Origin of the sequence: Flavobacterium hydrocarbonoxydans (genome assembly GCF_009789235.1) — a bacterium.
GTDB classification, from domain to species: domain Bacteria; phylum Bacteroidota; class Bacteroidia; order Flavobacteriales; family Flavobacteriaceae; genus Flavobacterium; species Flavobacterium hydrocarbonoxydans.
In genome coordinates, this window is record NZ_WSTB01000002.1 from 348,118 (window position 1) to 374,195 (window position 26,078).

At 35.6% G+C, this 26,078-nt stretch carries 19 protein-coding genes and 1 tRNA gene; 6 read left to right on the forward strand and 14 right to left on the reverse strand.

The window, feature by feature from the left end:
• Nucleotides 1-167: 167 nt before the first annotated feature.
• From GON26_RS04605 to GON26_RS04650, 10 genes are all read right to left on the reverse strand, one after another.
• Nucleotides 168-1,289: a hypothetical protein gene (locus GON26_RS04605; RefSeq protein ID WP_160373553.1), complete on the reverse strand. Its 1,122-nt coding sequence runs from the start codon at nucleotides 1,287-1,289 to the stop codon at nucleotides 168-170.
• 181 nt (nucleotides 1,290-1,470) lie between these two features.
• A complete protein-coding gene (locus GON26_RS04610; RefSeq protein WP_160373554.1) occupies nucleotides 1,471-1,995 on the reverse strand; it encodes a hypothetical protein in 525 nt (174 codons plus the stop codon).
• A 64-nt stretch (nucleotides 1,996-2,059) separates the two neighbouring features.
• The gene (locus GON26_RS04615) at nucleotides 2,060-2,341 is read right to left on the reverse strand and encodes a F0F1 ATP synthase subunit epsilon (protein WP_160373555.1); all 282 of its coding nucleotides are present in this window, start codon (nucleotides 2,339-2,341) and stop codon (nucleotides 2,060-2,062) included.
• A gap of 92 nt (nucleotides 2,342-2,433) precedes the next feature.
• Nucleotides 2,434-3,945 carry a F0F1 ATP synthase subunit beta gene (atpD, locus tag GON26_RS04620; RefSeq protein WP_160373556.1) on the reverse strand — a complete coding sequence of 504 codons (1,512 nt, stop codon included), beginning with the start codon at nucleotides 3,943-3,945 and terminating at the stop codon, nucleotides 2,434-2,436.
• Between the two features lie 233 nt (nucleotides 3,946-4,178).
• Nucleotides 4,179-5,648, reverse strand: coding sequence for an SGNH/GDSL hydrolase family protein (locus tag GON26_RS04625; RefSeq protein ID WP_160373557.1), 1,470 nt, complete (start codon nucleotides 5,646-5,648; stop codon nucleotides 4,179-4,181).
• A gap of 76 nt (nucleotides 5,649-5,724) precedes the next feature.
• Nucleotides 5,725-8,532, reverse strand: coding sequence for a carboxypeptidase-like regulatory domain-containing protein (locus tag GON26_RS04630; protein WP_160373558.1), 2,808 nt, complete (start codon nucleotides 8,530-8,532; stop codon nucleotides 5,725-5,727).
• Nucleotides 8,533-9,375: 843 nt separating this feature from the next.
• Nucleotides 9,376-9,966 carry a hypothetical protein gene (locus GON26_RS04635; RefSeq protein ID WP_160373559.1) on the reverse strand — a complete coding sequence of 197 codons (591 nt, stop codon included), beginning with the start codon at nucleotides 9,964-9,966 and terminating at the stop codon, nucleotides 9,376-9,378.
• An 827-nt stretch (nucleotides 9,967-10,793) separates the two neighbouring features.
• A complete protein-coding gene (glmS, locus tag GON26_RS04640) occupies nucleotides 10,794-12,647 on the reverse strand; it encodes a glutamine--fructose-6-phosphate transaminase (isomerizing) (protein WP_160373560.1) in 1,854 nt (617 codons plus the stop codon).
• Between the two features lie 7 nt (nucleotides 12,648-12,654).
• Nucleotides 12,655-14,277 (reverse strand): DUF4270 domain-containing protein, encoded by a 1,623-nt coding sequence (locus GON26_RS04645; protein ID WP_160373561.1) that lies wholly within the window; start codon nucleotides 14,275-14,277, stop codon nucleotides 12,655-12,657.
• A gap of 21 nt (nucleotides 14,278-14,298) precedes the next feature.
• Nucleotides 14,299-15,105 (reverse strand): glycogen/starch synthase, encoded by an 807-nt coding sequence (locus GON26_RS04650; RefSeq protein WP_160373562.1) that lies wholly within the window; start codon nucleotides 15,103-15,105, stop codon nucleotides 14,299-14,301.
• 78 nt (nucleotides 15,106-15,183) lie between these two features.
• Between GON26_RS04650 and panC the strand changes: the two genes are divergently transcribed.
• From panC to GON26_RS04675, 5 genes are all read left to right on the forward strand, one after another.
• Nucleotides 15,184-16,062 carry a pantoate--beta-alanine ligase gene (panC, locus tag GON26_RS04655; protein ID WP_160373563.1) on the forward strand — a complete coding sequence of 293 codons (879 nt, stop codon included), beginning with the start codon at nucleotides 15,184-15,186 and terminating at the stop codon, nucleotides 16,060-16,062.
• A 14-nt stretch (nucleotides 16,063-16,076) separates the two neighbouring features.
• Nucleotides 16,077-16,427, forward strand: a complete 351-nt coding sequence (gene panD / locus GON26_RS04660; RefSeq protein WP_160373564.1) for an aspartate 1-decarboxylase — start codon at nucleotides 16,077-16,079, stop codon at nucleotides 16,425-16,427.
• A 177-nt stretch (nucleotides 16,428-16,604) separates the two neighbouring features.
• The gene (locus tag GON26_RS04665; RefSeq protein ID WP_160373565.1) at nucleotides 16,605-17,759 is read left to right on the forward strand and encodes an alpha/beta hydrolase; all 1,155 of its coding nucleotides are present in this window, start codon (nucleotides 16,605-16,607) and stop codon (nucleotides 17,757-17,759) included.
• Nucleotides 17,759-19,120 (forward strand): DNA repair protein RadA, encoded by a 1,362-nt coding sequence (radA, locus tag GON26_RS04670; protein ID WP_160373566.1) that lies wholly within the window; start codon nucleotides 17,759-17,761, stop codon nucleotides 19,118-19,120. Before GON26_RS04665 ends, radA begins: the two co-directional genes overlap by 1 nt.
• A 115-nt stretch (nucleotides 19,121-19,235) precedes the next feature.
• The gene (locus GON26_RS04675) at nucleotides 19,236-21,200 is read left to right on the forward strand and encodes a transglycosylase domain-containing protein (RefSeq protein WP_160373567.1); all 1,965 of its coding nucleotides are present in this window, start codon (nucleotides 19,236-19,238) and stop codon (nucleotides 21,198-21,200) included.
• A gap of 540 nt (nucleotides 21,201-21,740) precedes the next feature.
• On the opposite strand, the gene GON26_RS04680 is transcribed toward GON26_RS04675, so the two are convergent.
• Both GON26_RS04680 and GON26_RS04685 read right to left on the reverse strand, forming a co-directional pair.
• Complete coding sequence (locus GON26_RS04680) at nucleotides 21,741-22,352, reverse strand: 50S ribosomal protein L25/general stress protein Ctc (RefSeq protein WP_160373568.1); 612 nt, start codon at nucleotides 22,350-22,352, stop codon at nucleotides 21,741-21,743.
• 72 nt (nucleotides 22,353-22,424) lie between these two features.
• Nucleotides 22,425-23,366 carry a ribose-phosphate pyrophosphokinase gene (locus GON26_RS04685; protein WP_031454016.1) on the reverse strand — a complete coding sequence of 314 codons (942 nt, stop codon included), beginning with the start codon at nucleotides 23,364-23,366 and terminating at the stop codon, nucleotides 22,425-22,427.
• 300 nt (nucleotides 23,367-23,666) lie between these two features.
• Here GON26_RS04685 and GON26_RS04690 point away from each other — a divergent pair.
• Nucleotides 23,667-23,746: transfer RNA gene (locus GON26_RS04690), tRNA-Leu, on the forward strand.
• Nucleotides 23,747-23,794: 48 nt separating this feature from the next.
• Here GON26_RS04690 and GON26_RS04695 read toward each other — a convergent pair.
• Nucleotides 23,795-24,832 carry an NADP(H)-dependent aldo-keto reductase gene (locus tag GON26_RS04695; RefSeq protein WP_160373569.1) on the reverse strand — a complete coding sequence of 346 codons (1,038 nt, stop codon included), beginning with the start codon at nucleotides 24,830-24,832 and terminating at the stop codon, nucleotides 23,795-23,797.
• A gap of 201 nt (nucleotides 24,833-25,033) precedes the next feature.
• Nucleotides 25,034-25,978: an OmpA/MotB family protein gene (locus GON26_RS04700; RefSeq protein WP_160373570.1), complete on the reverse strand. Its 945-nt coding sequence runs from the start codon at nucleotides 25,976-25,978 to the stop codon at nucleotides 25,034-25,036.
• Nucleotides 25,979-26,078 lie beyond the last annotated feature (100 nt).

Below are 26,078 nucleotides of genomic sequence, written 5' to 3' on the forward strand. Positions count from 1 at the left end.
ACTTCGTTTGAAGTGGAAATCATTTTGTGCCGGGGTTCGGCACAAAATATTGTAACGGATAGCAGGACACGAGCGAAAGCGAACTGACGAAGTAAATAGCTCCTTATAAAAACAAAAACCAAACATTGCTGCCTGGTTTATTATAATTTGAACTATATAGAATTTACCTAAAGTCCGAAACGATATTGGATACCTGCAAGAAACTGTTCGCGAGATCCTAAAAATCCGTACTCGGCTCTAAACATAATATGTTTATTATATTGAAATTGCGATCCTATAATGAAATTCCACTTGTCGGTTGGTGCTTTTTCAAGAGAGTATTGTACTGTTGAATTTCCTGAAGTACTCAAAGCACCATCTATGTTAGCTAAAAAGCCACCTGCCGTATCCAGTGCTTTATTGGCCGCTGCGTACTTGGCCGCATTTACAGGATTTGCTTTTTGAACAGGTGTCAAACCATCCCACCAATTGTTTACACTGGTTTGCTTTTCATCTACTTTGGCAATTCCGTTATCTACTTTTGTCTGCAAACCATCGAGGGAAAATAAATCGGATAGAAGCAAATTGCCTTGCGTTTCGCTTTTCAGCTGCACTCTGAAAGCTCCAACCCAAACAGCAATATTACGTTCTGGCTTGACAAATTTGAAGGATTTTCCAAATCTTGGTCCAAAAATAAATGTAAATGCAGGTTTATCAAGCGCACTTACATCTGTCCAGGCCATATTCATATCTAATGCCAGCCATCCGCCACCAATACCAATTGTAGGAGTAATTCCGATTCCGGCGGAAGTAACATCAAAATTGGCTTTTGTACCAAAGTTAAAAACCTCTGTCCAATTGTTTTGACCGTCCGGAACCCAAATCCCGGCATTAATCGCTGTTGATGATTTTCCCTGGGCAAAAATTCCATACACATTCAGGAATGGCAATAACCAAATATCAGGGCGGATGTTTACAGTACTTACATTAGAATAAGCATCTGTAAAACGTACTACCTGGTCTAAATTAAATTGGTTTCCGTTATTGAACCCGACATTTAGATTATTAATAGTCAAATCTGATTTTTGCCAAAAATAATTGACCGAAACTCCGGCAGAATAAGGCAGGTCATAACCGAGTTTGGTCACTTTCTTTCCCCAGATTGGTAAGGAATAAGGATATTCTTCAGTTTTCAGACTGTCTTTTAAGGCTTCGTTTTTCTTCCCTACAATTTTATCAGAGTAAACTTGTGCGAACGTATTGATACTTAAAAAAGTTAAGCCTAAAAACAATGTTTTATGTAAATTCATAGGACTGGATTTTATAAGATATTTGAATTAGCTTTTAAAAAACAACTTCAAATGAAGCCTTTGCATTGATCAACCTACACAAAGTAAGCAAATTAATCACTTCAACATACTTTAAATCTTACTTTTTTTTAAATAGAAAAACAAAAAAACCAAACATTGCTGTTTGGCTTTTTGATTTAATTTAAATCTTCTTTTCTATCCATTTAAAGTTTCCCTTTTCAGTTGCGTCGAGAAGATCTATATTTAACCTATTCGAAACATCTAACGAAAACTTATAGGCCGCTTCTTTGCTTTCAAAACTGTACATTTTGTAATGTCTATTTTTAACGTACCAAAGATTGGTGCCATATTCGCCCCACTTATCCTGAAAAAAAGAAACATATTCAAACTCTGTTACTTTCGATTTTAAATCATAAGAAAATGGCCCAACAACATATCTTGTTACTATGGTATTTGTTTCTTTGTCAATGAGTACATTTTTAGTAGCGGAAAATTTTAAACCATAGACAATACAATAGGTTCCTAATAAAAGTAATGTAACCGAAGCTCTAATAAAAATCATTGAAGATTCTTCTATCCAACCATAATAAATGACTAGAATTACCATGAAAATAAAAGCCGAATAGAAAACAGAAGCTAGTAGTAACTCGTACCAACTTCTTTTTTTCTCATGTATTGATACTTCGTATTGTATTTTTTCTTCCATATTCCAAAAATAAAAAAAAAGCCAAACATTGCTGTTTGGCTTTAAACTTTATTTCGAAATTATCTTAGTCTGCTAAAACAATTACTTTATTGTCTTTCATTTCGATAGTACCTGACGCAATTTCTAATGTATAAGTCTGGTCATTTACTTTCGTGAATTTACCCGCTACTTCTTTAGAAAAACTGAAACTTGAAGCTACAATTTTAATAGTTCCTTTTTCTAAAATAGAAACTATAGGAGCGTGATTATTCAATATTTGGAAGCTTCCGTCAACTCCAGGTAAGGTAACTGATGTTATTTCTCCTGAAAATAATTTTGCTTCTGGTGATACTATTTCTAAAATCATAACTTTTTTTTAAATTCCAAATTATAAAATTCCAAATCCCAATCTTGGAATTTGGAATTTTTATTTTTTGTTGTTTATCAAGCTACGCTTGATTATGCTTCAGCCAACATTTTCTCTCCAGCTTCGATAGCATCCTGAATAGATCCTTTTAAGTTGAAAGCTGATTCTGGAAGGTGATCTAACTCACCATCAATAATCATGTTGAATCCTTTGATAGTATCTTTAATATCAACCAAAACTCCAGGAATACCTGTAAATTGCTCCGCTACGTGGAAAGGCTGAGATAAGAAACGTTGTACACGACGTGCTCTTGATACAGAAAGTTTATCTTCTTCAGATAATTCTTCCATACCTAAGATTGCGATAATATCCTGCAATTGTTTGTATTTCTGAAGAATCTCTTTTACTCTTTGTGCGCAGTCGTAGTGCTCATTTCCTAAGATTTGAGGAGTCAAAATTCTTGAAGTAGAATCTAACGGGTCAACCGCTGGATAAATACCTAGCTCAGCAATTTTACGAGACAATACAGTTGTTGCATCTAAGTGAGCAAACGTTGTTGCTGGCGCCGGATCCGTTAAGTCATCCGCAGGAACGTAAACCGCCTGTACAGATGTAATAGATCCTTTGTTTGTAGAGGTAATACGCTCTTGCATAGCTCCCATCTCTGTTGCCAAAGTTGGTTGATATCCTACTGCAGAAGGCATACGTCCTAAAAGTGCTGATACCTCAGAACCCGCTTGTGTAAAACGGAAGATGTTATCTACGAAGAATAATACATCTTTTCCTTGGTCAGTTCCAGCTCCATCACGGAAATACTCAGCGATAGATAATCCTGAAAGTGCCACACGTGCACGAGCTCCAGGTGGCTCATTCATTTGTCCGAAAACGAAAGTAGCTTTAGACTCTCTCATTCCTGGCATATCTACTTTAGATAAATCCCATCCTCCATTTTCCATAGAGTGCATGAAATCATCACCGTATTTAATAATTCCTGACTCTAACATCTCACGAAGCAAGTCATTTCCTTCACGTGTTCTTTCTCCTACTCCTGCGAATACAGAAAGTCCACCGTGACCTTTTGCGATATTGTTGATCAACTCCTGAATCAATACTGTTTTACCAACACCAGCACCACCGAACAATCCAATTTTACCACCTTTTGCGTAAGGCTCAATCAAATCGATTACTTTAATACCTGTGAATAAAACTTCTGATGAAGTTGATAAATCTTCAAATTTAGGCGCTTGTCTGTGAATAGGCAAACCGTTTTCTCCTGTTTTAGGTAATTCTCCTAAACCATCAATTGCATCTCCAACAACATTAAATAAACGACCATATACATCTGGACCGATTGGCATTTGGATTGGATTACCAGTTCCAACTACTTCATATCCTCTTGACAAACCATCTGTAGAGTCCATAGAAATGGTACGAACAGTGTTTTCACCAATGTGAGATTGTACTTCTAGAACTAATAGTGTTCCGTCTTTTTTTGTGATTTCTAATGAATCATAAATTTTTGGAAGTTCAACATCTTTTCCGTTGAAAACTACGTCAACTACTGGTCCAATGATTTGAGCAACTTTTCCTATTACTTTTGACATTACTTATGTATTTATTAAATAGCTATTTAGGTTTATCGAAAATACCTCTTTTTTCAGAGCGCAAAGATAATTTTTTAAAATATAAAATCAATATTTTTTTTATAAAAAATACTACCAATTTGTTTGATTCCTAAAAGTCAGGCTTCAAATAGTTAAAATGGTAATTTTTACACGAATAAAAAAAAGCCACTACATTCAAAAAACGAGTGGCTTTTTACTAAAAAAAATTGGCATTATGGTAATGTCTTTGGATATTGAATTGGATAGGCACCCAAATCAACAGGTCTCAAAGTCGATTCGTATTTTACATTTATGGCATCTATAAAAATATTAGCAATCAAAGCATATCCTCTTGCGCTTGGATGAACACCATCTAACGAAAAAGCGCCTCCTGTAACATAAGTCGAAGACATTGTATAATTTCCAAACTTAATTCCTCCGCTTGCTAATTGTGTTAATACTTTTCTTGTATCAACAAATGCAAGTCCTTTGTCTTTAGCAATTGACTCGATTGTTACATTGTATGCGTCTGTTGCTTTTTTTACTTCGGCAACTTCCTCTTTAGTCAAAACCCAATTATCTGCTAATGGTACCGAAACTCCATTTACTTTTGTAGGATCTCCTCCAACAGGAGTACCGATAAAGGTTCTTGAAGTCAAAACTAACAAATCCTCTTTTGTTGCCTGTCTGTAAGAAGGAACTCCATAATCTCCAAGATTAGTCAGATAGCTATCTACAATTACTACAGCATTAGCTCCTGCTTTGAATGTTACTTTTCTTTTGGCAGCTTCTTCTACACTAAGCAATTGATTGGCTACCATTGCCTGCAAGCCACCATTATAAGCTGCGTATCCAGCATTCAGCTGTGTAGCAGCTGCTTCAGTTAAAGGAACCGGATTAAAAGGCACTGTTGTAAAGTAAGGCAACGCGGTAATATAAGGTAAATTAGCCACTACTCCTTTTGCTCCATTAGCTGTTAGATTCGTAACTAATGCCGAGTAAACACTTGCAAAAACAGTAGGATCTGTAATATCATTGGTTCCGTAAGTTGCTGGGTTCATATTTCCGGTCTGATCTTTCCCGATACCTCCAGAAGTAGCGTATCCTAAAACATCATTTCCTCCTATAAACAAAGAGAAGAAAGTTGGAGCCTGCGTTACCGCATCGGCTATAACCGTTGTTGAAGGTGCGCTGGAAAATCTGGCAAAATAAGGATTTGCTGCTCCTGTTGCTACACCTGCAATGTTTCCGTAACCCGGAGCAACCAAATGATAACTTTTTGCCCCTGGAATACCTAAATTATTAAATGCTCCTGTAAGATGAACACCTACCTCTGTTGTTGGAGCTTCTGCAACAGCAACCGGACCTGTACCGTTAAAATACAAACGTGTTCCTGCAATTACATTTCCCCCTAACAACAAACCTCCAATATTGTCATTTGCAAATGGAGTCGTAAAAGTTCCTCCTCCTGCAGCAACAAATTGCTGTGCAAGGATGTTAGGATATGCTCCTTCCTGTCCTCTTTTGAAAAGTGCTCCATCACTATATCCTGCTGCAAACGAATCTCCAAGTGCTACATATTTTGTAAACACAGCCGATCCGGGAACTACTGGAACTTCAGCTTCTGTTGAGCTGTCATCATCATTGTTGCACGCTATAAAGGTTAAAGAGACCAATAATAGCCATTTTATATTTTTTATCATGATTTTTTAATTTAATATTTTAATACTTCTTTTTCATTCATCTTAATAGAAGAACCTTTTTGATTTTTCTTTTTTATTAAGGATTAATTGTCCAAGAAGCAAACCATTGCTGACCAATAGCTCCCGCTCCAATTACTTGTAAATAATCTTTTCCGAAAAGATTTGTTGCTCCTACTTTAAGAACCGATTTTAATTTTGGAAAAGCATAGTTTACCTGTGCATCTAAAACTGTATTCTCCGGAATCATACCATCTCCAAAAGAAGATTGCCATAAGTATTCGGTATTCCATCTAACATTCAGATTAAATCCTAAATTTTTAGTAACATTAGAATTTCCGATAGACCCTTTAATTCTGTGTTTTGGTGTATTAAAACCTGCAATAAAGCTAGGATCTTCTGATTGATCAAAATCGAATTGAGCGTAATTATAGTTAACCCCTAGTTCGAAATCTTTATATACTTTTTTAGACAGTCCTACTCCAAATCCTAATGACGAAATTTCGGCTGTCGTATTGGTATAAACCTGATACACTCTTCTGTCTCCCAAAGCTAAAGCAGCATAACTTAACTGTACTGCAGGATCTGTAGAATCTGTACCTGCTGTTCCGTAATAAGGAGATATTACTCTTGCCGTATTCATGAAATCATTGTAGATATTATAATACGCATTGATATCTATTGATAAATCATTTTGCACAACCGAACGGTATCCAACCTCAAAAGCCTGTACTTCTTCTGGTTTTACCAGTCCTATGTTTGCTACCTGAAGATCAGCTGTATTTCCTGAAGCTCCAAATGCCTGAACTGAAGCAACAGTATATGCGTTTTCATAAGCATTACGTCCTGATAAATTAACTGTAGCACCATTTCCAGGTAAAGCCTGACCCGCAGGGCTTACTGGTTGTGTTTCCTGAAAACGATCTAAGTTTTCTTCAGCTGAACCAATTAAAGCAAAAGGCCCTAAATCCAGACCGATGTATTGATCTTGTGTGGTTGGGTTACGGAAACCTGTTTGATACGATACTCTAAAATTATGTCTTTTAGATTCTCCTGCTGAATATACTAACGAAAGTCTTGGAGAAAGATTTCCGTCGAAGTTTTGACTCTTATCATAACGTACAGAACCTGTAAATTTAAGTCTGTCATCCAGCAATTTTTTCGTCAATTGTGTATAAGCACCATATTCTTTATAATCTATAGGTCCGTCGTAATCTGTAAAGATTGTTCCGTCAGAGTTCATGATGTATTTTCTCCATGAACCACCCACCTGAATTTCTGCAAAGTCAACCATGTCCTTAAAGTTATAATTTACATCTGAATGATATAACTTAGACTGATCTATAAATTTAGCTCCCTGAGTTAGGTCAGGATTCGCAACTACCTTTGCAAGAGCCTGGTTGAATTGTGCCGAACCTGGTTCAAATCTTGGCTTTCCTGTTGGTGCAGTTGCAAATTGAGGCAGCGGTACTAAAGCAGCCGGTAGTTTGTTGTAGTCTGCATAATTTCTTGCAATAGCAGCAGACTCTGTAGCATTGGTACCCATAACCGCTCCTGAAAGCTGGTAAGCCGTTGCATAATTTGTAAACCATTCTGTATCTGATTTTGCTGCTCTGTTTACGTTCCAGGCCGCGAAACGCATATCGTATGAATTTCCTGCATCTTCAGTGGTAGCATACACTCTTGCGAAAAAGTTTTTACCTTTTACTTCGATTTTTCCTTGTTGCATGATAAAATCTTTCAAAGCATATCTGTTTGCTCCCTGATAGATTGTGCTTCCCAAACCTACTTTATATTGTGCGATAATTTCAGTATCATTTGCCCATGGTTTGAAATGAAAAGAGAAATCTCCTTTTATGTTTTTTACTTTATTATCTGTTAAGTCTTGTTCACGATATCCGGTTCTGCTTACCTGACCTACATTTGATATAAAGGTCGTAACCTCATCACCATATAAGTTAAGTCCGTCGTAGTTTTGATTGTTAGCATGTCCTACTGACCCTCCAGTCATACTTCTCTGATCAGCCGCAATCCATTCGGTAGCACGGGTAAAAGTAAAGTTGGCTTTCATGGCAAAATGTTTCGTGAAAGCTTTTGCTGCTCTCAAACCAAAATCTACATAATCATTTGTCCCTGCAGCATCCTGATTGGTCTGACCGTATTTAAAATAAGTACTGATTCCTTCATTAGTAAAAGGACTTTTACTGTTCATAAACAAGATTCCGTTGAAGGCATTAGCTCCGTATAATGCAGATGAAGCACCAGGTAAAAGCTCTACATTGGCCACATCAATATCCGAAACCCCAATTAAATTACCCAATACAAAGTTTAAAGCCGGAGATGAATTGTCCATTCCGTCAACCAATTGCATAAAACGGGTATTGGCTACAGAGGCGAAACCACGTGTATTGATTGATTTAAAGGAGATACTACTCGTATTAAAGTGCACCTCTTTTAAGTTTTCTAATCCGTCATAAAAAGTGGGAGCCGTAGTGTTTCTAATTTCCTGAATCCCCATTCTTTCGATGGTAACCGGAGACTCAATAACCCTTTCCGGTGTTCTGGATGCCGAGACAACGATTTCATCTAATTTATTTTCTTCATCAGATAATACGACACTGATTTTTTGAGAAGCCGAAGTAACATTGATGGTTTTAGATTGATACCCTACAGCCGAAACTTTTATTGTAAAAGGCGGTTTAACGTCTGTTTTAAGGGTGAAAGATCCGTCAAAATCAGCAGAGGCTCCGCTTTGATCGCCTACTACGATAATATTGGCACCAGGAATAGATTCGTTTTTACTGTCAGTAACCGAACCAGTAATTGTATTCTGAGCGAAAGAAATGCCACAGAAAAACAATGACAGAATGAGTAAATACACTTTCATTAGGGTTGTTTTTGTTAGTTTAGGATACCAAAATAACAAATATTTTTAATATTAATAAAAAAACGTTAAAAAAAATTCATTATTACTATCTTTTTCGTTAGTATTTTAAGTATTCAGCATATCATTTTATTAAATTAATAACAAAGAATATCGGCACGCATAGTATAATAGTATGCGTACATATAATTTTTTGCCAAAAAACTGACAATTTCTTAAAAATAGAGGGTTTAGAAAAAAAATATGATAATAAAAAAAAGCAAGACCTAAATCTTGTTTTTTTAACATACCGTTAGGGTATTTGTGTTTTAATTATGAAGTAGCAATGTCGTGCATAACAAGGCATCCTGAATGGTTGTAATTGATTTTTAATGATTTAGCTTTTTATTAAAACTGCTTTTGGGTCGTGGTTTTTGCAATGGTGTTTTAGGGTAACTTATTGAGGGAGATTGTTTTTTGGGTGACGGATATCTTTGCGCATATCCGAGAGATCGGGGATCAATACTGCATATCCGAGTGATTGTTTTTTTTCTATTACATTAAAAGTATAAATGATAAAAAAACATTAATCAATGCCAGTAAAAAAACTCCATAATTTCTTAAAATTTTCCGCATTATATACAACCAAACTGGCTGTAAATAAACATAGAACACCCACAATCGTTTCGTCTGCAATAACTCAGTAATTTTATCATTCTGATTTCCAAAAAAAGCATCTCTTTCAAAAACATACAATAAAAACAATGACACATATGTTAAGATATAAAACCAAATTAATAATTTTTCTTTATTCATAATCAATTATTAGAATTTGTTTGTAACAATACCACGATCACTTAGGACATTTTATCCAAAAATTTGGTCATACAATATATTTTTATCTAAAAGAATATTTTTTTTCAAAGGCGTCATAATATAAACATATGTTTCATCTTCGATTTTATAAAACAAAACATTTGCATTTAAGTTTTTTAAGCCATAATATTCTACTTTACTGTAGATTAGCTTGGTATCCTGATTATTAATTTTGATTGTATATTTATTAAAATTCAGATCAAAGCTTTTAATAGTGTCATTATTTACCTGATAGTTTATCTTACTATCCGAAAAGAAATCAATACTATTAATTTTATAGTCATCGTTAAATACTTCCGGGCTTAAATTAACTTCGTATAGTCCCTCGTTAACAATTGAAAAATAACCTGGTGTGGAATAATTAGCTGATTGATGATGATTGAATGAACAATTTTTAGAAACATTTTTAAGCTTTATTACTATTAACGAATACTTTAATTGCATTTCATATTGTGAAACAACAGTGTCATTCTTGATTGCATAACTACCAATACAAACATTATCGTCTTTAAAAGTCGATACGTTTTTTATTTTCATGCTCTTGCCTGGAATGAAATTCATTTCATCGGGAATTAAACTCATGGCGTTTGGCCTTACATCCTTTTTGCAACTTAAACAAAAGAAAAGCAATAATACAATACAGCTGATTTTCATAGTAAAAACTCATTAAAAAGTTAGAGCATTTAATTTCCACAATTAATATGTAAATCTATCACTCGGTTTTAAATATACAAAAAAGCTACAATTTTTTAGGTTGTAACTTTTGTATTGTCGCTTAGCGTTGCGGGCACAGATTGCAAATTCCACAGTATCGTACGCGAAAAATTTATCGTATATCCGATAGATCGGTTTTTCATAAGACTCGTGGGCGTGTTTGTTTTATTTACTCTTAAATCTAAAAACTATTGAGATTAAAAGAGTGATAAAACACACAACCAAACAAAATGCTCCGATTGGTTCTGGTAAAAAATTTATATCAAAAAAAACATTACTAAGAATAAAAATCCATATTATTACTAGTGATGCGTACGCTATTATTCTGATTTTTTTTATAGATACTTTCATTGAAATGGTAATCTTTATAAGTTTTACATTAACATTACTGTTGATGCATTATCACACTGCAATTATCTCTGACTTTTGCGTCATTTTTAAACAAATATAATTGAAATACATAAACCTCATAAAGTCTCTGACTTCAAAAAGTTATTTTCATAGAAACTTATTTTGTGAATGTAAATCAATATAAACTTAACGTAAAACTTCGGGAGACTATTATCAGCGTGGCGCAACCGCAAGGGTTGGGCCTACGGTATTATGGGGATTAAACAATCATTTTGCTGAACCGCGGAAACAAAAAAAAGCGAGACTTTCGTCTCGCTTTTTATATAAATTTTAAATTTTTAACCTTATTCTACTGTAACTGATTTTGCTAAGTTACGAGGCTGATCTACGTTGCAACCACGCATTACTGCGATATGATACGACAGCAATTGCAATGGTATTGTAGTAATTAGCGGTGATAACGCATCTGATGTTTCCGGAATTTCGATTACATAATCGGCTAATTCGCGAACCTGTGTATCTCCTTTTGTTACCACGGCAATAATTTTTCCGCTACGTGATTTGATCTCCTGAATGTTACTTACGATTTTGTCGTAATGACCTTGTTTAGGCGCAATAACAATTACCGGCATGTGCTCATCGATAAGCGCAATAGGACCGTGTTTCATTTCTGCTGCAGGATATCCTTCGGCATGAATGTACGAGATCTCTTTTAGCTTTAAAGCTCCTTCTAAGGCAACCGGGAAGTTATAACCACGACCTAAGTACAAACAGTTTGGTGCATCTTTGAAAGCAGCAGCAATTTCTTTGGCTCTATCATTCGTTTCTAAAGCTTCTTTTACTTTTTCAGGAATGATTTCAAGCTCTTGTAAGTAGGTATGAAAATCGGTATTTGACAAGGTTCCTTTGGCTTTCCCTAATCGCAATGCAATCATGGTTAAAACTGTAATCTGAGTAGTGAACGCTTTTGTTGAAGCTACCCCAATTTCAGGTCCTGCGTGTGTGTAAGCACCTGCATGACTTTCTCTTGAAATAGAAGAACCTACTACGTTACAAACTCCAAAAACAAAGGCTCCGTTTTCTTTAGCTAATTTGATAGCCGCCATAGTATCTGCCGTTTCTCCTGATTGGGAAATAGCAATTACCACATCGTCTTTATTGATAATTGGGTTTCTGTATCTGAACTCTGAAGCATATTCTACTTCAACCGGAATACGGGTAAACTCTTCAAAAATATATTCTGCTACCAATCCTGCATGCCATGAAGTTCCGCAGGCAACGATTAGAATACGTTTTGCGTTTAAGAATTTCTCGATGTTATCCTCAACACCAGCCATTTGAACGATGCCCAGGTTCGCATTCAATCTTCCTCTGTAAGTATCTTTGATTACGCTAGGCTGCTCGTAGATTTCTTTTAGCATGAAGTGATCGTAACCGCCTTTTTCGATTTGCTCCAAATTCATTTGAAGTTCCTGAATATAAGGATCGACTAAAGAGTCATCTTTTATTTTACGAACTTTAAGTGGCTTGTGCAATCTTATGTTTGCCATTTCGCCATCTTCCAGATAAATTGCATTCGAAGTATATTCGATAAAAGGTGATGCATCAGAAGCGATGAAATATTCGCCTTCCCCTACCCCTATTGCTAACGGGCTACCTAATCGTGCCGCTACAATTTCGTTTGGGTTTTTTTTGTCAAAAACTGCGATTGCATAGGCTCCGACAACCTGATTTAAGGCTATCTGAACAGCTTTGCCCAGTTTTATGTTTTCTTTTTTCTGAACCTCTTCAATCAGATTTACTAATACTTCAGTATCGGTATCTGATTTAAAAGTGTATCCTCTTTTTATTAATTCTTCTTTAAGCGGTGCGTAGTTTTCGATAATTCCGTTGTGAATAATCGCTAATTCACCAGAATTAGAAAGATGTGGATGTGAATTTACATCATTTGGCACACCATGAGTTGCCCAACGTGTATGTCCTATTCCTATGGTTCCGTTTGTGGCAAAGTTTTCCTTTGCTTTTGCTTCAAGGTCTAAAACTTTACCTTTGGTTTTACAAACTTTAATAACTGCTTCTGCGTTATCATATAACATGACACCAGCGCTGTCATAACCTCTATATTCGAGTCGTTTTAATCCTTTTATTACAATAGGATACGCCTCTCGATGTCCGATATATCCAACAATTCCACACATATATTTATTAATTTGGTTTCGTGTAATAAATCTGAAGTTTTAATTTTTTAGCTTCTTCAACTTCAGCTCCTACTCCATAAATAACAGTCCCTAATGGACTCATTACAGATGCTGTAGGTACTTGTTTTATAAGTGTATTAGGTATCATTTTTTCCTTATTCAGCATATTTGATGTTGAAAGGTTGATGTTCTCTGTTACCGATACACCTAATTTAACATTAGCAACATTAGTTCCTTTGATAATGTTAATAATATGGTTGGTAATCCTTACTTTATAGTAAGCTCCTCTTCCATTTTCTTTCTTTAGTAATCCATCATATACTACTCTTGCTCCTTTAGGATCAGTATTTGCACTTGGAGATGAATCATTATAATCTAATATTGCTTTGTTGTTTGTAAAATCATATACATAAACCCTATAAGGTTCAGATAATTTAGTCTCATTATCTTCTGGTGATTCTGGCTTGTTCATCTCTCCCGAATCAATATAAAAAACCAAATTGGCTTCGTTAATCAACCATTTATTATCTCTAATCTCCTGTAATTTAGATTCAAAATCCTTAAGTTCTACAACTGCTACAGCACCTTGTCCACCTTTTAGAAACAATCGTTCGTCTCCAGTAGTAGTATTAGGATTTGAGACTGCAGTATTATAAGAGGCAGCTTTTTCGTCTTTTAGCAGGTTAACTGTATTTCCTTTTAGGTTGATTACAAACGTTTTTGGAGTTTTTGTTGTAGTCGAAACACCATCAACTGTTGTTACCAGATCTTCTTTATAATGTATGGTGATTGTTCCTTTTGAAAAATCAATCGTATTCATATTTGTACGAGAACTTCCGGAGTTACCTACCTTAAAGTATAATCCTCTGAAATAATCCTGAAAAACATTTGCATTGGCTAATTTTCCAGCTGGAGCATTAAAAATTTTAGTCATGAAAAAACCAGGCTTCAATCGCATCACCATTTGTGGCGCGATCAGTTTATTCGTTTTTACTTTAGTAGTTGCATCTTCAGTTGTTTCGATTACTTCTTTAGCATCAAAAAAGAATTCTTTACTTTCCAAAACACGAGTTGTATCATTTAGTTGTTCTTTTTTTGAACTGTCAAAAAAATCATTCTGATCAGAATAAAATAATCTTGAACCAATTGCTCCGGTACCATTATCAACTGTTAGATTATCCATCAGAACCCCTGACTCATATAGACCCAAATTTAATTTACCTAACTTTGAACCTGAAATAGAATCGAGTACATAAGTTGAGCTTCCATTTGAATTAAGTGTTTTACCTTTAACGAAATAAGGAACTGCAAGCTTAACACTATCAATCACAATATTTTTACCAAAAACAACATTATAATCTGCAAGTGTAACCTGAGTGGCAAAATTAGCCGTTGTAGTTCCGAAAACCGGACTTCTAAAAATCCCTAATTGATTTACCGCTAAATTGTTGGTTGCAACAGGAGTAACCTCTTGGTTGTATACATTTACTTTATAACTTATCGAATCCAGATCAAAATGATTATCGCCAATTATATCGTCGCCAATGGCATTAAAGTCTTTGTCACAAGAATACAAAAAAACAACCGCTGCTAGTAATAGAATTTTCTTAAAAAAAGAAGTATTATACATGTTTAATAATAATGTTAAAATTTAAAGACCCATACTTTTGTAGAAATTTGTATACGCCTCGGCGAATGCATCTTTCGTGGCGAAAGGTAAAAAAGGTTTTCCTGAAGATTCTATAAATTTTGTTAAACTTGAAGACACATTTTCTGAAGCAATGATCACGGCATCAGAATGTAATATGCTGGCTTTTAAAACATTTTCGTAATTAGGCGTCTCTAAATCTGCTATTGACTCATGAGGAACACCATCAAATTTTACTTTATTGATCATTTCTAAATCTAAATTCTCATCAAAAGATTGCCCGTAAACAGAGGTTACAATCTTAGTTTCTGAAAATAAAGCTTCGTTTTTATAGTAATGCTTCATATAAATTGGCAACATAGCAGCTAACCATCCGTGAACATGAATAATATCTGGAACCCAGTTCAGTTTTTTTACTGTTTCAACCACACCTTTTGCAAAAAATATTGCTCTTTCATCATTGTCAGGATATAAAACCCCCTCTTCGTCTGCAAAAGTTGCTTTTCTCTTAAAATATTCATCATTATCAATAAAATAAACCTGAATTCTTTCTTTGGGAATCGAAGCTACTTTGATAATCAATGGCATATCTAAGTCATTCACTACCAAATTCATCCCTGAAAGTCTGATTACTTCGTGTAATTGATGTCTTCTTTCGTTAATATTTCCGTATCTTGGCATGAAAATTCTTATTTGTCCACCCTGATCATTGATCATTTTAGGAACGTCATAAGACATCAAAGAAACTTCATTTTCAGCCAAATAAGGCACGACTTCAGATGATACGTATAATATCCTCTTATCTTTCATAATAGTAATTTACTTAATTTTTGGTAATAAAAACGTTGCAAAATTACAAAAATTTATGCAGTTATTAACTAATATATTATGTTTGCACTAAATTTTAATAATACCCTCATGCATATTTTCTACGGTAAAGTAGCCCTGATAGCTTATTTGAAAACTATCAAAACCGCAAATTCAACTGTTGGGTTTGTGCCAACAATGGGTGCTTTACACCAAGGTCATCTGGCTTTAATGCAACGCTCAATTAAAGAAAATGACGATACTGTCGTGAGTATTTTTGTAAATCCAACACAGTTTAACAACCCCGAGGATTTAGAAAAATACCCTCGAACCCTTGACGAAGATGTAAAAAAGATGCGCACTTTAAGCGACAAAATCATCTTGTATGCACCTTCTGTAGATGATATTTACGAAGGACATACCGTTTCACAGGATTTTGATTTTGACGGTTTGGAAAACCAAATGGAAGGAAAATTCAGACCCGGACATTTTAACGGAGTGGGTACTATTGTAAAAAGACTCTTCGAAATTGTAACACCTACGAATGCTTATTTTGGTGAAAAGGATTTTCAGCAGCTGCAAATTGTTAAAAAAATGGTCGAAAAAAACAACTTGCCCGTAAATGTGGTAGGCTGTCCTATTTTTAGAGAAGATAACGAACTGGCGATGAGTTCCAGAAACGAACGCCTGACTACTGAGGAAAGAAAAAAAGCATCTATTATATACAAAACCCTTACTGAAGCCAGAGAAATTTTCAAAAAAGGAACTCCGGAGGAAACCATTTTTTTTGTAGAAAATTCTTTCAAAGACAACGAAATGTTCGAACTTGAATATTTTGTCATCGCTGACGAATCGACATTATTACCTATAGAAGATAAAAGTAAAGACAAAAAATACCGTGCATTTATAGCCGTATTTGTTAATTCTATAAGGTTGATTGACACCATTTCATTAAATTAATTTACCTTTGCACCATGCAAATTCAAGTTATAAAATCAAAAATACATCGTGTAAAAGTAACTGGAGCCGATTTGAATTATATTGGCAGTATTACTATTGACGAAACTCTACTGGAGGCTTCAAACATTATTGAAGGCGAAAAAGTATCTATTGTAAACATTAATAATGGGGAACGTTTTGAAACCTACGCTATTAAAGGTCAAAAAGATTCAGGAGAAATTACCCTGAACGGGCCTGCAGCCAGAAAAGTTCAGAAAGACGATATTATTATCATTATCTCCTATGCAACCCTGGATTTTGAAGAAGCAAAAACCTTCAAACCCTGGATTGTCTTCCCTAATGAAAATGATAATTCGTTAACATAAAATCTTCATTACATTTATAAAAAAATCTGATTTGTCAAATTTATGTTTGAACAAACCAGATTTTTTTTGTCAAAAATTTCATTGTTTTTTAAAATTTCAATCTTTTAAAAAAAGCAAATAAAGTATTATATTGCTACATTATTTTAATAAATATAATTCTCTGAAATGCCACAAATCATGAAAAAAGTTTACCTACTCCTTGCCTTACTATCGGTTTCGGTATTTGCGCAGAAAAAATTCGACAATATTCAATCTGAAAAACTTGGAGAAGAAAGAAGAATAACCATTGGACTTCCGGCATCTTACGAAGCAAATCCTAATAAAAAATATCCTGTTTTGTATTTACTGGATGGCGATTATTTGTTCGATCCGTTTTTAGGTGCTGTAAATTACGGGACTTACTGGGATGATTTACCGGAAATGATCATCATCGGGATTCATCAGAACAAAAACGACGAACGCGAAGACGACTCTACTTATGACGCCATAGATGGAGTGCCATTCGAAAAAGGCGCCAAGTTTTTTGAATTTATAGGCGCAGAATTAGTTCCGCATATCGAAAAAAAATATAGAACAGCTCCTTTTAGAATCATTGCAGGACATGATGTGACAGCAGGATTTATTAATTTTTTCCTTTGTAAAGACAATCCGCTATTTAACGCCTACATTGCTTTTAGCCCTGTACTTCCCACTAAAATGGAAGTTAGAATTCCTGAAAAACTAGCCGCAGTAAAAGAGCCTTTTTTTTATTATCTTTCTGTTGCTGACGGTGATATCAAGAAAATTAAAGAACCCATAGAAAAATTAGACAGTAATATTAAAATCGCAAACAATCCGTTAGTAAGCTACAAATATGACTTGTTTAAAAACACTACACATTACACACAGGTATTGCATGCTATTCCGAGTGCTTTGTATCAAATTTTCGAATCCTACAGACCGATAAACTCAGAAGAATACAACAATAAAATTGTCGTTCTTCAGTCTGGTTATGCTGATTATCTGGAAAATAAATATGCTACTATGTCTAAAAATCTTGGGTTTGATGTTCCGTTCCGAATGAGTGATTTTAAAGTTATCGAAAATTTAATTTTAAAAAACAAAGCCTACGACGAATTGGGCAAAATGGCCGAGATAGCAAATGTAACTTATCCCAAAGCAATGTTAGGCGAATATGAAATTGGTTTGATGTATGAAAAAATGGGAGACCCTAAAAGAGCTTCGAAAAAATATCAAAATGCCTCTCAAATGGAGCCTATTGGCGATTTGAACAAGGATATGATGTATGATAAAATAGATGAAATGAATACCCTTGCCAAACAAACTAAATAATGTCTAAAGTTAAAACTTCCTTTTTTTGCCAGAATTGCGGCACCCAATACGCCAAATGGCAAGGACAATGTAATGCCTGCAAAGAATGGAATACTATTGCCGAAGAAATCATTCAGAAGCAGGAAAAAGTGGCCTGGAAAAGCGAACCAACTCCTTCGGGAAAAGCACCCAGACCTTTAAAAATTAATGAAATCGATTCGACACAGGAGATCCGAATGGATACCACTGATGGCGAACTGAATCGTGTTCTGGGTGGCGGAATCGTTCCCGGATCCTTGACGCTTTTGGGCGGAGAACCCGGAATTGGGAAAAGTACACTTTTGCTCCAGATTTCTTTAAAATTACCTTATAAAACACTTTATGTTTCGGGCGAGGAAAGTCAGAAACAAATAAAAATGCGTGCTGAAAGAATCACGCCCAACAGCGACAATTGTTATATTTTGACCGAAACCAAAACGCAAAATATCTTTAAACAAATTGAAGCTATCCAGCCTGAAATTGTCATTATCGACTCGATTCAGACTTTGCATACCGATTATATCGAATCGACAGCCGGAAGTATTTCTCAGATTCGGGAAACCACTGCGGAGTTGATCAAATTTGCAAAAGAAACCAATATTCCGGTTATTTTGATTGGTCATATTACCAAAGACGGAAACATTGCCGGGCCAAAAATACTGGAACACATGGTCGACACCGTTCTACAGTTTGAAGGCGACAGAAATCATGTGTATCGAATTTTACGTTCGCTAAAAAACCGTTTTGGCTCTACTGCTGAACTTGGAATTTACGAAATGTTAGGAAGTGGCCTGCGAGAAGTTTCGAATCCGTCAGAAATATTGATTTCGCACAAAGACGAAGAAATGTCCGGAACTGCTATTGCTACCACTATGGAAGGTATGCGTCCGTTGATGATCGAAATACAATCGCTGGTAAGTACGGCAGTTTACGGAACGCCACAACGAAGCACAACTGGATATAACGCCAAACGATTGAATATGATTCTGGCTGTTTTAGAAAAACGCGCCGGATTTCGATTGGGTGCAAAAGATGTTTTTCTGAATGTTACCGGAGGAATTTCAGTTGATGATCCCGCAATTGACTTAGCAGTTGTTGCTGCCATTTTATCATCGAATGAGGATATCCCTGTAACCAAAGGCTTTTGTTTTGCAGGCGAAGTAGGTTTGTCAGGCGAAATTCGTCCTGTAAACCGTGTTGACCAGCGTATTCAGGAAGCCGAAAAACTGGGATTCAGTACTATCTTTGTGTCTAAATACAACAAAATTGCATTAAAAAATACCGGAATCAAAATAGAATTAGTTGCTAAAATCGAAGATGTGGCGAGTATTCTTTTTGGATGATTTTTTTTTACCATTAAAAAATTTAGAATCATTAAGCTTGATAAACTGGATTTTATTATGGCAAACTTTACAAACAACTTAATTGTAATACCACATTATTTATAAAACCTGCTTTATGAATTTTCCAAAACAAAAAATAATCAAAGCACTCAAAATACTTGCCCTGGTATTAGTTGTGCTTTTTTTAGGATTTTACTTTTTCCGTGATTCGCTTTTAAAACAGGCTATCGCGAAAGTCACTTATAAAATGAATACGGATTATAATAGTACTTTCTCTATAAAATCGGCTTCGTTTGATGGTTTATCAGGCATAAAATTGACCGACGTAGTGTTAGTTCCTAAAAACGCAGACACGCTTTTTAATATCAAGAAGATAGAAACCAGCATCAGTTTAAGTAATTTGTTGATTGGCGATGTGCAAATTGGGACGTTAAAAATCGACAATGGTTTTGTACAATTGGTCAAAAAAGGAAAAGTTCGCAACTTTGATGCTTTTCTTAAAAAAGACGATGTAGAAACCGAAAGCAATGAAAAAAGAAAATACGCCACTTTTGCTTATCGTATCATTTCGAAGTTACTGAATCTGGTTCCGACCGATATGAAACTGGAAAATCTAACTTTTAAGATTGACGATAATGGTAAAAAAGCCTCCATTGCGATAAATAAACTCGTTTTAAACAACAAACAGCTTGAAACCAGTCTTCATGTTCAGAGCAAAAATTTTGATCAGCGCTGGAACATAAAAGGTTTTGCCGATCCGAGAAACAAAAAAGCTGATATTCGTTTTTTTAATCTGGATACCGGCGCCATTCGGGTTCCGTATCTTGACCAGAGATATAATTTGAAAGCCAGCTTCGATTCGATCCGGCTGAATGTGGAAAACATAGACAAAGACGGAAGCGAATTGCACATAGACGGCTTTACTTCTATTGCTAATTTAAAAATCAATCATCCTAAAATTGCAACCAAAGACGTAGTGATTAAAAATGCGCGTTTTGATTACCGCTTTTTATTAGGCGACGATTTTATCTCGATTGACAGCAGTTCGACCATGCAGCTGAACAAAATAAAAGTACGTCCGTATCTGTCATACAACACAGAGTCTGATACGGTTTATACGATGAAAGTTGACATTCCGAAAATGAAGGCGCAGGATTTTATTGTTTCGCTGCCTGACGGTTTGTTTACACATTTTCAGGGAATGGAAGCGACAGGGAATTTTAATTATAAATTAGATTTCAAATTCAATAAAAACAAACCCAACACTTTGGTTTTCGACAGCAAACTCAATAAAGAAAACCTGAAAATCACGAAGTATGGCGAGGCAAATCTAAATAAACTAAATGGTGAATTTGTTTATCGCGCCATTATTCAAAATGTGCTGCAAAGACCCGTTTTGGTTGGAAATGCGAATCCAAATTACACTCCTTTAGACCAAATTTCGCCTTATTTACGCAAATGTGTTTTAACGACTGAAGACCCTTCGTTCTTCTCGCATCGTGGTTTTATCAATGAAGCGTTTAAACAATCGATTCTGAAAAACATTCGAACCAAAAAATTCTCACGTGGTGCGAGTACGATTAGTATGCAATTGATTAAGAACGTTTTTTTGACCCGCGACAAAACACTTTCGCGTAAGCTGGAAGAAATTTTACTGGTTTATATTCTGGAAAACAATCGGGTGGTAAGTAAAGAAAGAATGCTGGAAGTTTATTTTAATATTATCGAATGGGGACCAAATGTGTATGGAATTGGCGAAGCGAGTCAGTTTTATTTCCAGAAAAGTCCTGCTGATTTGAGTTTGAATGAATGTTTGTTCCTGGCAACGATTATTCCGAAACCACGAAAATTCATGTACCAGTTTAACGATCAGGGCAACTTGAAAGACTACGCCATAAAGAATCAAAAATTCTTAAGTAATCTAATGTTGCGTCGTGGTGTTTTAATTTCTGAAGATACAGTTTTTCAATCGCCGGTTTATGTTTCGGGAAATGCGCGTTCTTTATTACGTATTAAAATACAGGATACCTTAGCAGTACCGGTGGACTCTTTAACTATTGAAGACGAATTTGATTTGTAAACCTAAAGTTTGCTTATCAATGTTTTATATTTTCCTGCAAGGTTTTCGAAACCTTGTAGGTCTTTTGGGCATACATATAACAACACCTACAAGGTTTCGAAAACCTTGCAGGAGCCAAAATACTCCTTTTATCTACTCTTTAATAATTGTCCTCAGGTTTTCATTTTACATAAATAAAACCTGTACTCCTAAGCTAAAAGCAATTAGGATTACAGGGGTTTCTTTATAGCCCTGACAGCAGCGGTATCCTTTTTCTGGCTTCTTTAGCCAGGAAAAGATTTAGCGAATGGCGGCAGGACGAGTGTTGCTACTGAAAAACTTTGGTTCTGCTCCTGATTTTAAATTTTAAAATTCCAATTATTCAAATTCCAAATTCCAAAAACCTCAAAATTCCAAATCTAAAATTCCAAATTCCAAAAACTTCAAGCTTAAAGCTTCAAACTTCCTGCTCCCAGCTCCCAGCTTCAAACCCCCAACTTCAAGCCAAAAAAAAAAGCACCAATCTTGCGATTGATGCTTTTGTATTGCGATTGAAAAAAATTATTTTTTCTTTCCTTTTGCAGGAGCTTTTGCAGCTTTTGCAGCCTCTTGAGCAGCTTTCATAGCAGCACGAGAGATTCTTACCTGAGCAACAACTGTGTTGTCCGGGTGCATAACTTTGTATTCTGGAGCACCAACTTTAGTAACGTATAATTTGTTACCCATTTCAAGTGGAGTGATGTCAGCCTCAACAAAATCAGGAAGATTTTTAGGTAAAGCTTTCACTTTTAATTTACGAGTGTTCAAACGTAAAACACCTCCAGCAAGAACACCTTTTGATGTACCAACGATTTTTACAGGAACTTCCATAGTGATTTCTTTATCATCAAATAATTGAAAGAAGTCAATGTGTAAAATTTTGTCAGATACCGGGTGCACCTGAATGTCCTGCAAAATTGCATTGAATGATTTTCCTTTTCCAAGTTCGATCACAACTGTGTGAGCGTTTGGAGTGTAAACCAAGTTTTTGAATGCCGCAGCGTCCGCTGAGAAATGTACTGCCTGATTTCCTCCGTATAACACGCAAGGAACCGCTCCAGCATTACGTAAGGCTTTAGTTGACACTTTGCCCACGCTTTCTCTTTCTGATCCTTTAATTGTAATCGATTTCATTGTAAAAAAATATAGTTATTAAATAATATTCTAATCTTTATTGTAGTGAGATTGCTTCGTTCCTCGCAATGACTACATTATAAACTTTCCACTGATGGAATTGTTGTGGTGCACCATGTGCATAACTTCGGCAAAAAGAGGTGCACAACTCACTACTCTTATTTTGTCTGAATGTCTCTTTAAAGGAATAGAATCGGTAACGATTAATTCGCTTAATTTTGAGTTTTCAATTTTTTCGTAGGCTCCACCTGATAAAATGGCGTGTGTACAAATTGCTCTAACGCTTAATGCTCCTTTTTCGATCATTAAATCGGCAGCTTTTGCCAATGTTCCGCCCGTATCGATCATGTCATCTACTAATATTACGTTTCGACCTTTTACTTCACCAATCAATTCCATGGTGTCGATAACGTTGGCTGCTTTTCTTTGTTTGTAACAGATTACTACATCTGATTCTAAAAACTTAGAGTAAGCATAGGCTCTTTTTGAACCTCCCATATCCGGAGATGCAATAGTTAAATTTTCTAATCCTAAACTTTCTACGTATGGTAAAAAGATGGTAGATGCAAATAAATGATCTACTGGTTTCTCGAAAAAACCTTGTATTTGATCTGCATGCAAATCCATTGTCATTACTCTTGTTGCTCCGGCAGCATCTAATAAATTAGCTACTAACTTAGCTCCAATCGGAACTCTTGGTTTGTCTTTTCTATCCTGTCTTGCCCAACCAAAATAAGGCATAACCGCTGTAATATGTCTTGCCGATGCGCGTTTTGCAGCATCAATCATCAATAACAATTCCATCAAATTATCAGCAGTTGGAAAAGTTGAGCACACGATAAAAACGCGTAATCCTCTTATTGACTCTTCGTAAGATGGCTGAAATTCTCCATCACTATACGTTGACATCGTTACTTTACCAAGCGGAATTCCGTATTGTTCCGCAATTTTTTCTGCAAGATAGACACTTTGTGAACAAGCAAAAATTTTAGCTTCAGGTTCTAGGTGCGACATTATAATGTTTTGTTTTTGCTCCGCTGCACGCTATACAATTTTGCTTAGAAATTTCTTTCCAGCCTGAAAGGTATAATTGCCTCGGGTGTAGTTAGTTGTGTGTGTTTCGTTTTAACGAGGTGCAAATTTAGAAAATTTATTGGACACTGAAAGGAAAAATTTAAGTATTTTTAGTAGCACATTTAATTTTATTTTTTACATTTGCACCGTGTTAAAGGAATAGGCACAGTTATGACCTCATAATTACCTATTCTATTGCGTTAAAATAATCGATTTATTGATTGTTTTTTCGTCTGCTAAGCCCGGATGGCGGAATTGGTAGACGCGCTGGTCTCAAACACCTGTGGGAAACCGTGCCGGTTCGACTCCGGCTCCGGGTACAAAAAAACCTCTTCAATCGAAGAGGTTTTTTTTATGCTTTATATTTATTAAGGTGCCGGATTCGGAATAATGGCCTGAACAGCATCAATTTCTGCTAAAATTTCTTTAGAAAGTACAATATCTATCGTGGCAATATTTTCTTTTAACTGTTCTAAAGTGGTTGCACCAATGATTGCACTAGTCACAAATGGCTGCTGAAGCACGAAACCTAAAGCTAATTCTGTTAATGTCAGTCCGTGTTTTTTCGCAATTTCCTGATATAAACGTGTTGCTTGTGTTGATTGCTCGCTGCTGTATCTCGAATACTGCTGAAACAAATTCAGTCTTGCTTTTGGGTGATGCTCTCCGGTTAAAAATTTCCCGGTCAAAACACCAAATCCTAGAGGCGAATAAGCAAGCAAACCTACATTTTCGTGCATGGCAACTTCGGCAGAACCAACTTCGAAAAGGCGATTCAATAACGAATATGGATTTTGAATGGTTTTGATTCTTGGCAGATTTTGATATTTACTTTCTTCCAGAAAACGCATCATTCCCCAAGGGTTTTCGTTTGAAACTCCCAGATGCTTAATTTTTCCTTCCTTGATTAATCCGTCAAATGTTTCCAGGACTTCTCTAAAGTTGTCTTCCCAGGCATCATCCTGTACCTTAAAAGCACGTTGACCAAAAGTATTGGTTTTGCGTTCCGGCCAGTGCATTTGATACAAATCAATATAATCGGTCTGTAATCTTTTTAAACTGTTTTCCAATGCAAATTTTATACTTGCCGGAGAGAAATCAAGTTTTTCACGCATGTAACCAAAATTAGCATTGGGACCTGCAATTTTCGATGCCAAAACTACTTTATCCCGATTTCCAGATTTCTTAAACCAGGTTCCGATGATTTTTTCGGTGCTGCCGTAAGTTGCTTCGCTTGCCGGAACCGAGTACATTTCGGCTGTATCAAAAAAGTTCACTCCGTTTGCAAGTGCATAATCCATTTGTTCATGTCCATCGGCTTCAGAGTTCTGTTGACCAAAAGTCATAGTTCCAAGGCAAATTTTACTAACTTTTATATCGGTGTTGGGTAATGTTGTGTATTTCATTTTTCTTTAAAGGTTCAAAGTTGCAAAGGCTCAAAGGTACAAAGGGTTTTTTCAAAAGGAAAAAGGACAAAAGTTAAAAAAAGGATAAGAATAATAAATCTCAAAAAAAGAAATCCCAAATTCCAAGTTTTGTTTTGGAATTTGGGATTTAAACATTGGAATTTAAAACCTCAGAACCTCGTTTCTTAGCAACTTAGTCCCTTAGTTAATATCATTCAACATTTTCTCGATTTCATCTAAATTTGGCGTCAGGATAATTTCGATTCTACGGTTTTTCGCTTTTCCTTCTGGAGTAGCATTGCTCGCCAGAGGTGAAAATTCGCTACGTCCTGCTGCGGTAAGTTTTTGTTTGTTGATTTTTGTGTTTTCGCTTAAAATTCCAACAATTGCCGTTGCTCTTTTAGTTGACAAATCCCAGTTGTTGGCGATTGGACCAGACCCTGCATAAGGATCATCATCAGTATGCCCTTCTATCAGAACCGAAAGATCCGGATTATCGCCCAAAACTTTACCCAATTCTACAACAGCCTTTCTACCTTCAGTACCTACTGCCCAGCTTCCAGAGTTGAAAAGCAATTTGTTCTCCATAGAAACATATACTTTTCCATTTTTCTGTTCTACTGTCAGACCTTTTCCTTCAAAACCATTTAAGGCTTTCGATAAAGTTTCTTTAAGGGTTTTCATTGCTGCTTCTTTTGCCGCAATCATCGCCTCTAGTTCATCTAATCGTTTTGCGGTTTTATCTAAACGCGCTTGTTCTTCGGCCAGCGCTTTTGATTTTGCTTCTAATTGCGCTAACAATTCACGATTTTTACTCATGTTTTTTTCAAGAGCATCGTTGCTGTTCTTTTCAAGCGCATTATAGGAATCCTGCAAAACGTTGAATTTTTTTTGTGCAGCAGCCAGATCAGCTTTTTGTTTGTCTAGATCAGCTTTTGTGCTGTTTAGGTTTTTGGTAAGATTATCGCGTTCGAGTTCTAACTGGCTTTTTGCTTTTTGCAATTCGGCATTTTCATCAGCTATGGAGCGGTTTTCTTTTTTTAGATCTGAATATTTAGATTCAAGATCGTTGTATATTTTTTTGGATACACATGAAGTCGTGGATAAAGCTATTACTAGCAATCCGATGGAAGCTTTTTTAATCATTTGAAAGGTTTTTTATTTGGGGCTTAATTAATAATTCTAGAAAATATCAAAATTGAATATCAATTTTTAAGTTTAAAACTTTCTTATTCTCAACAAGAAC

Excerpts from the sequence above, each read along its gene's own strand:
- GON26_RS04605 (WP_160373553.1), bottom strand. The coding sequence starts at position 1,289 with ATGAATTTACATAAAACATTGTTTTTAGGCTTAACTTTTTTAAGTATC.
- GON26_RS04610 (WP_160373554.1), bottom strand. The coding sequence starts at position 1,995 with ATGGAAGAAAAAATACAATACGAAGTATCAATACATGAGAAAAAAAGA.
- GON26_RS04615 (WP_160373555.1), bottom strand. The coding sequence starts at position 2,341 with ATGATTTTAGAAATAGTATCACCAGAAGCAAAATTATTTTCAGGAGAA.
- atpD (WP_160373556.1), bottom strand. The coding sequence starts at position 3,945 with ATGTCAAAAGTAATAGGAAAAGTTGCTCAAATCATTGGACCAGTAGTT.
- GON26_RS04625 (WP_160373557.1), bottom strand. The coding sequence starts at position 5,648 with ATGATAAAAAATATAAAATGGCTATTATTGGTCTCTTTAACCTTTATA.
- GON26_RS04630 (WP_160373558.1), bottom strand. The coding sequence starts at position 8,532 with ATGAAAGTGTATTTACTCATTCTGTCATTGTTTTTCTGTGGCATTTCT.
- GON26_RS04635 (WP_160373559.1), bottom strand. The coding sequence starts at position 9,966 with ATGAGTTTAATTCCCGATGAAATGAATTTCATTCCAGGCAAGAGCATG.
- glmS (WP_160373560.1), bottom strand. The coding sequence starts at position 12,647 with ATGTGTGGAATTGTTGGATATATCGGACATCGAGAGGCGTATCCTATT.
- GON26_RS04645 (WP_160373561.1), bottom strand. The coding sequence starts at position 14,277 with ATGTATAATACTTCTTTTTTTAAGAAAATTCTATTACTAGCAGCGGTT.
- GON26_RS04650 (WP_160373562.1), bottom strand. The coding sequence starts at position 15,105 with ATGAAAGATAAGAGGATATTATACGTATCATCTGAAGTCGTGCCTTAT.
- panC (WP_160373563.1), top strand. The coding sequence starts at position 15,184 with ATGTTTGCACTAAATTTTAATAATACCCTCATGCATATTTTCTACGGT.
- panD (WP_160373564.1), top strand. The coding sequence starts at position 16,077 with ATGCAAATTCAAGTTATAAAATCAAAAATACATCGTGTAAAAGTAACT.
- GON26_RS04665 (WP_160373565.1), top strand. The coding sequence starts at position 16,605 with ATGAAAAAAGTTTACCTACTCCTTGCCTTACTATCGGTTTCGGTATTT.
- radA (WP_160373566.1), top strand. The coding sequence starts at position 17,759 with ATGTCTAAAGTTAAAACTTCCTTTTTTTGCCAGAATTGCGGCACCCAA.
- GON26_RS04675 (WP_160373567.1), top strand. The coding sequence starts at position 19,236 with ATGAATTTTCCAAAACAAAAAATAATCAAAGCACTCAAAATACTTGCC.
- GON26_RS04680 (WP_160373568.1), bottom strand. The coding sequence starts at position 22,352 with ATGAAATCGATTACAATTAAAGGATCAGAAAGAGAAAGCGTGGGCAAA.
- GON26_RS04685 (WP_031454016.1), bottom strand. The coding sequence starts at position 23,366 with ATGTCGCACCTAGAACCTGAAGCTAAAATTTTTGCTTGTTCACAAAGT.
- GON26_RS04695 (WP_160373569.1), bottom strand. The coding sequence starts at position 24,832 with ATGAAATACACAACATTACCCAACACCGATATAAAAGTTAGTAAAATT.
- GON26_RS04700 (WP_160373570.1), bottom strand. The coding sequence starts at position 25,978 with ATGATTAAAAAAGCTTCCATCGGATTGCTAGTAATAGCTTTATCCACG.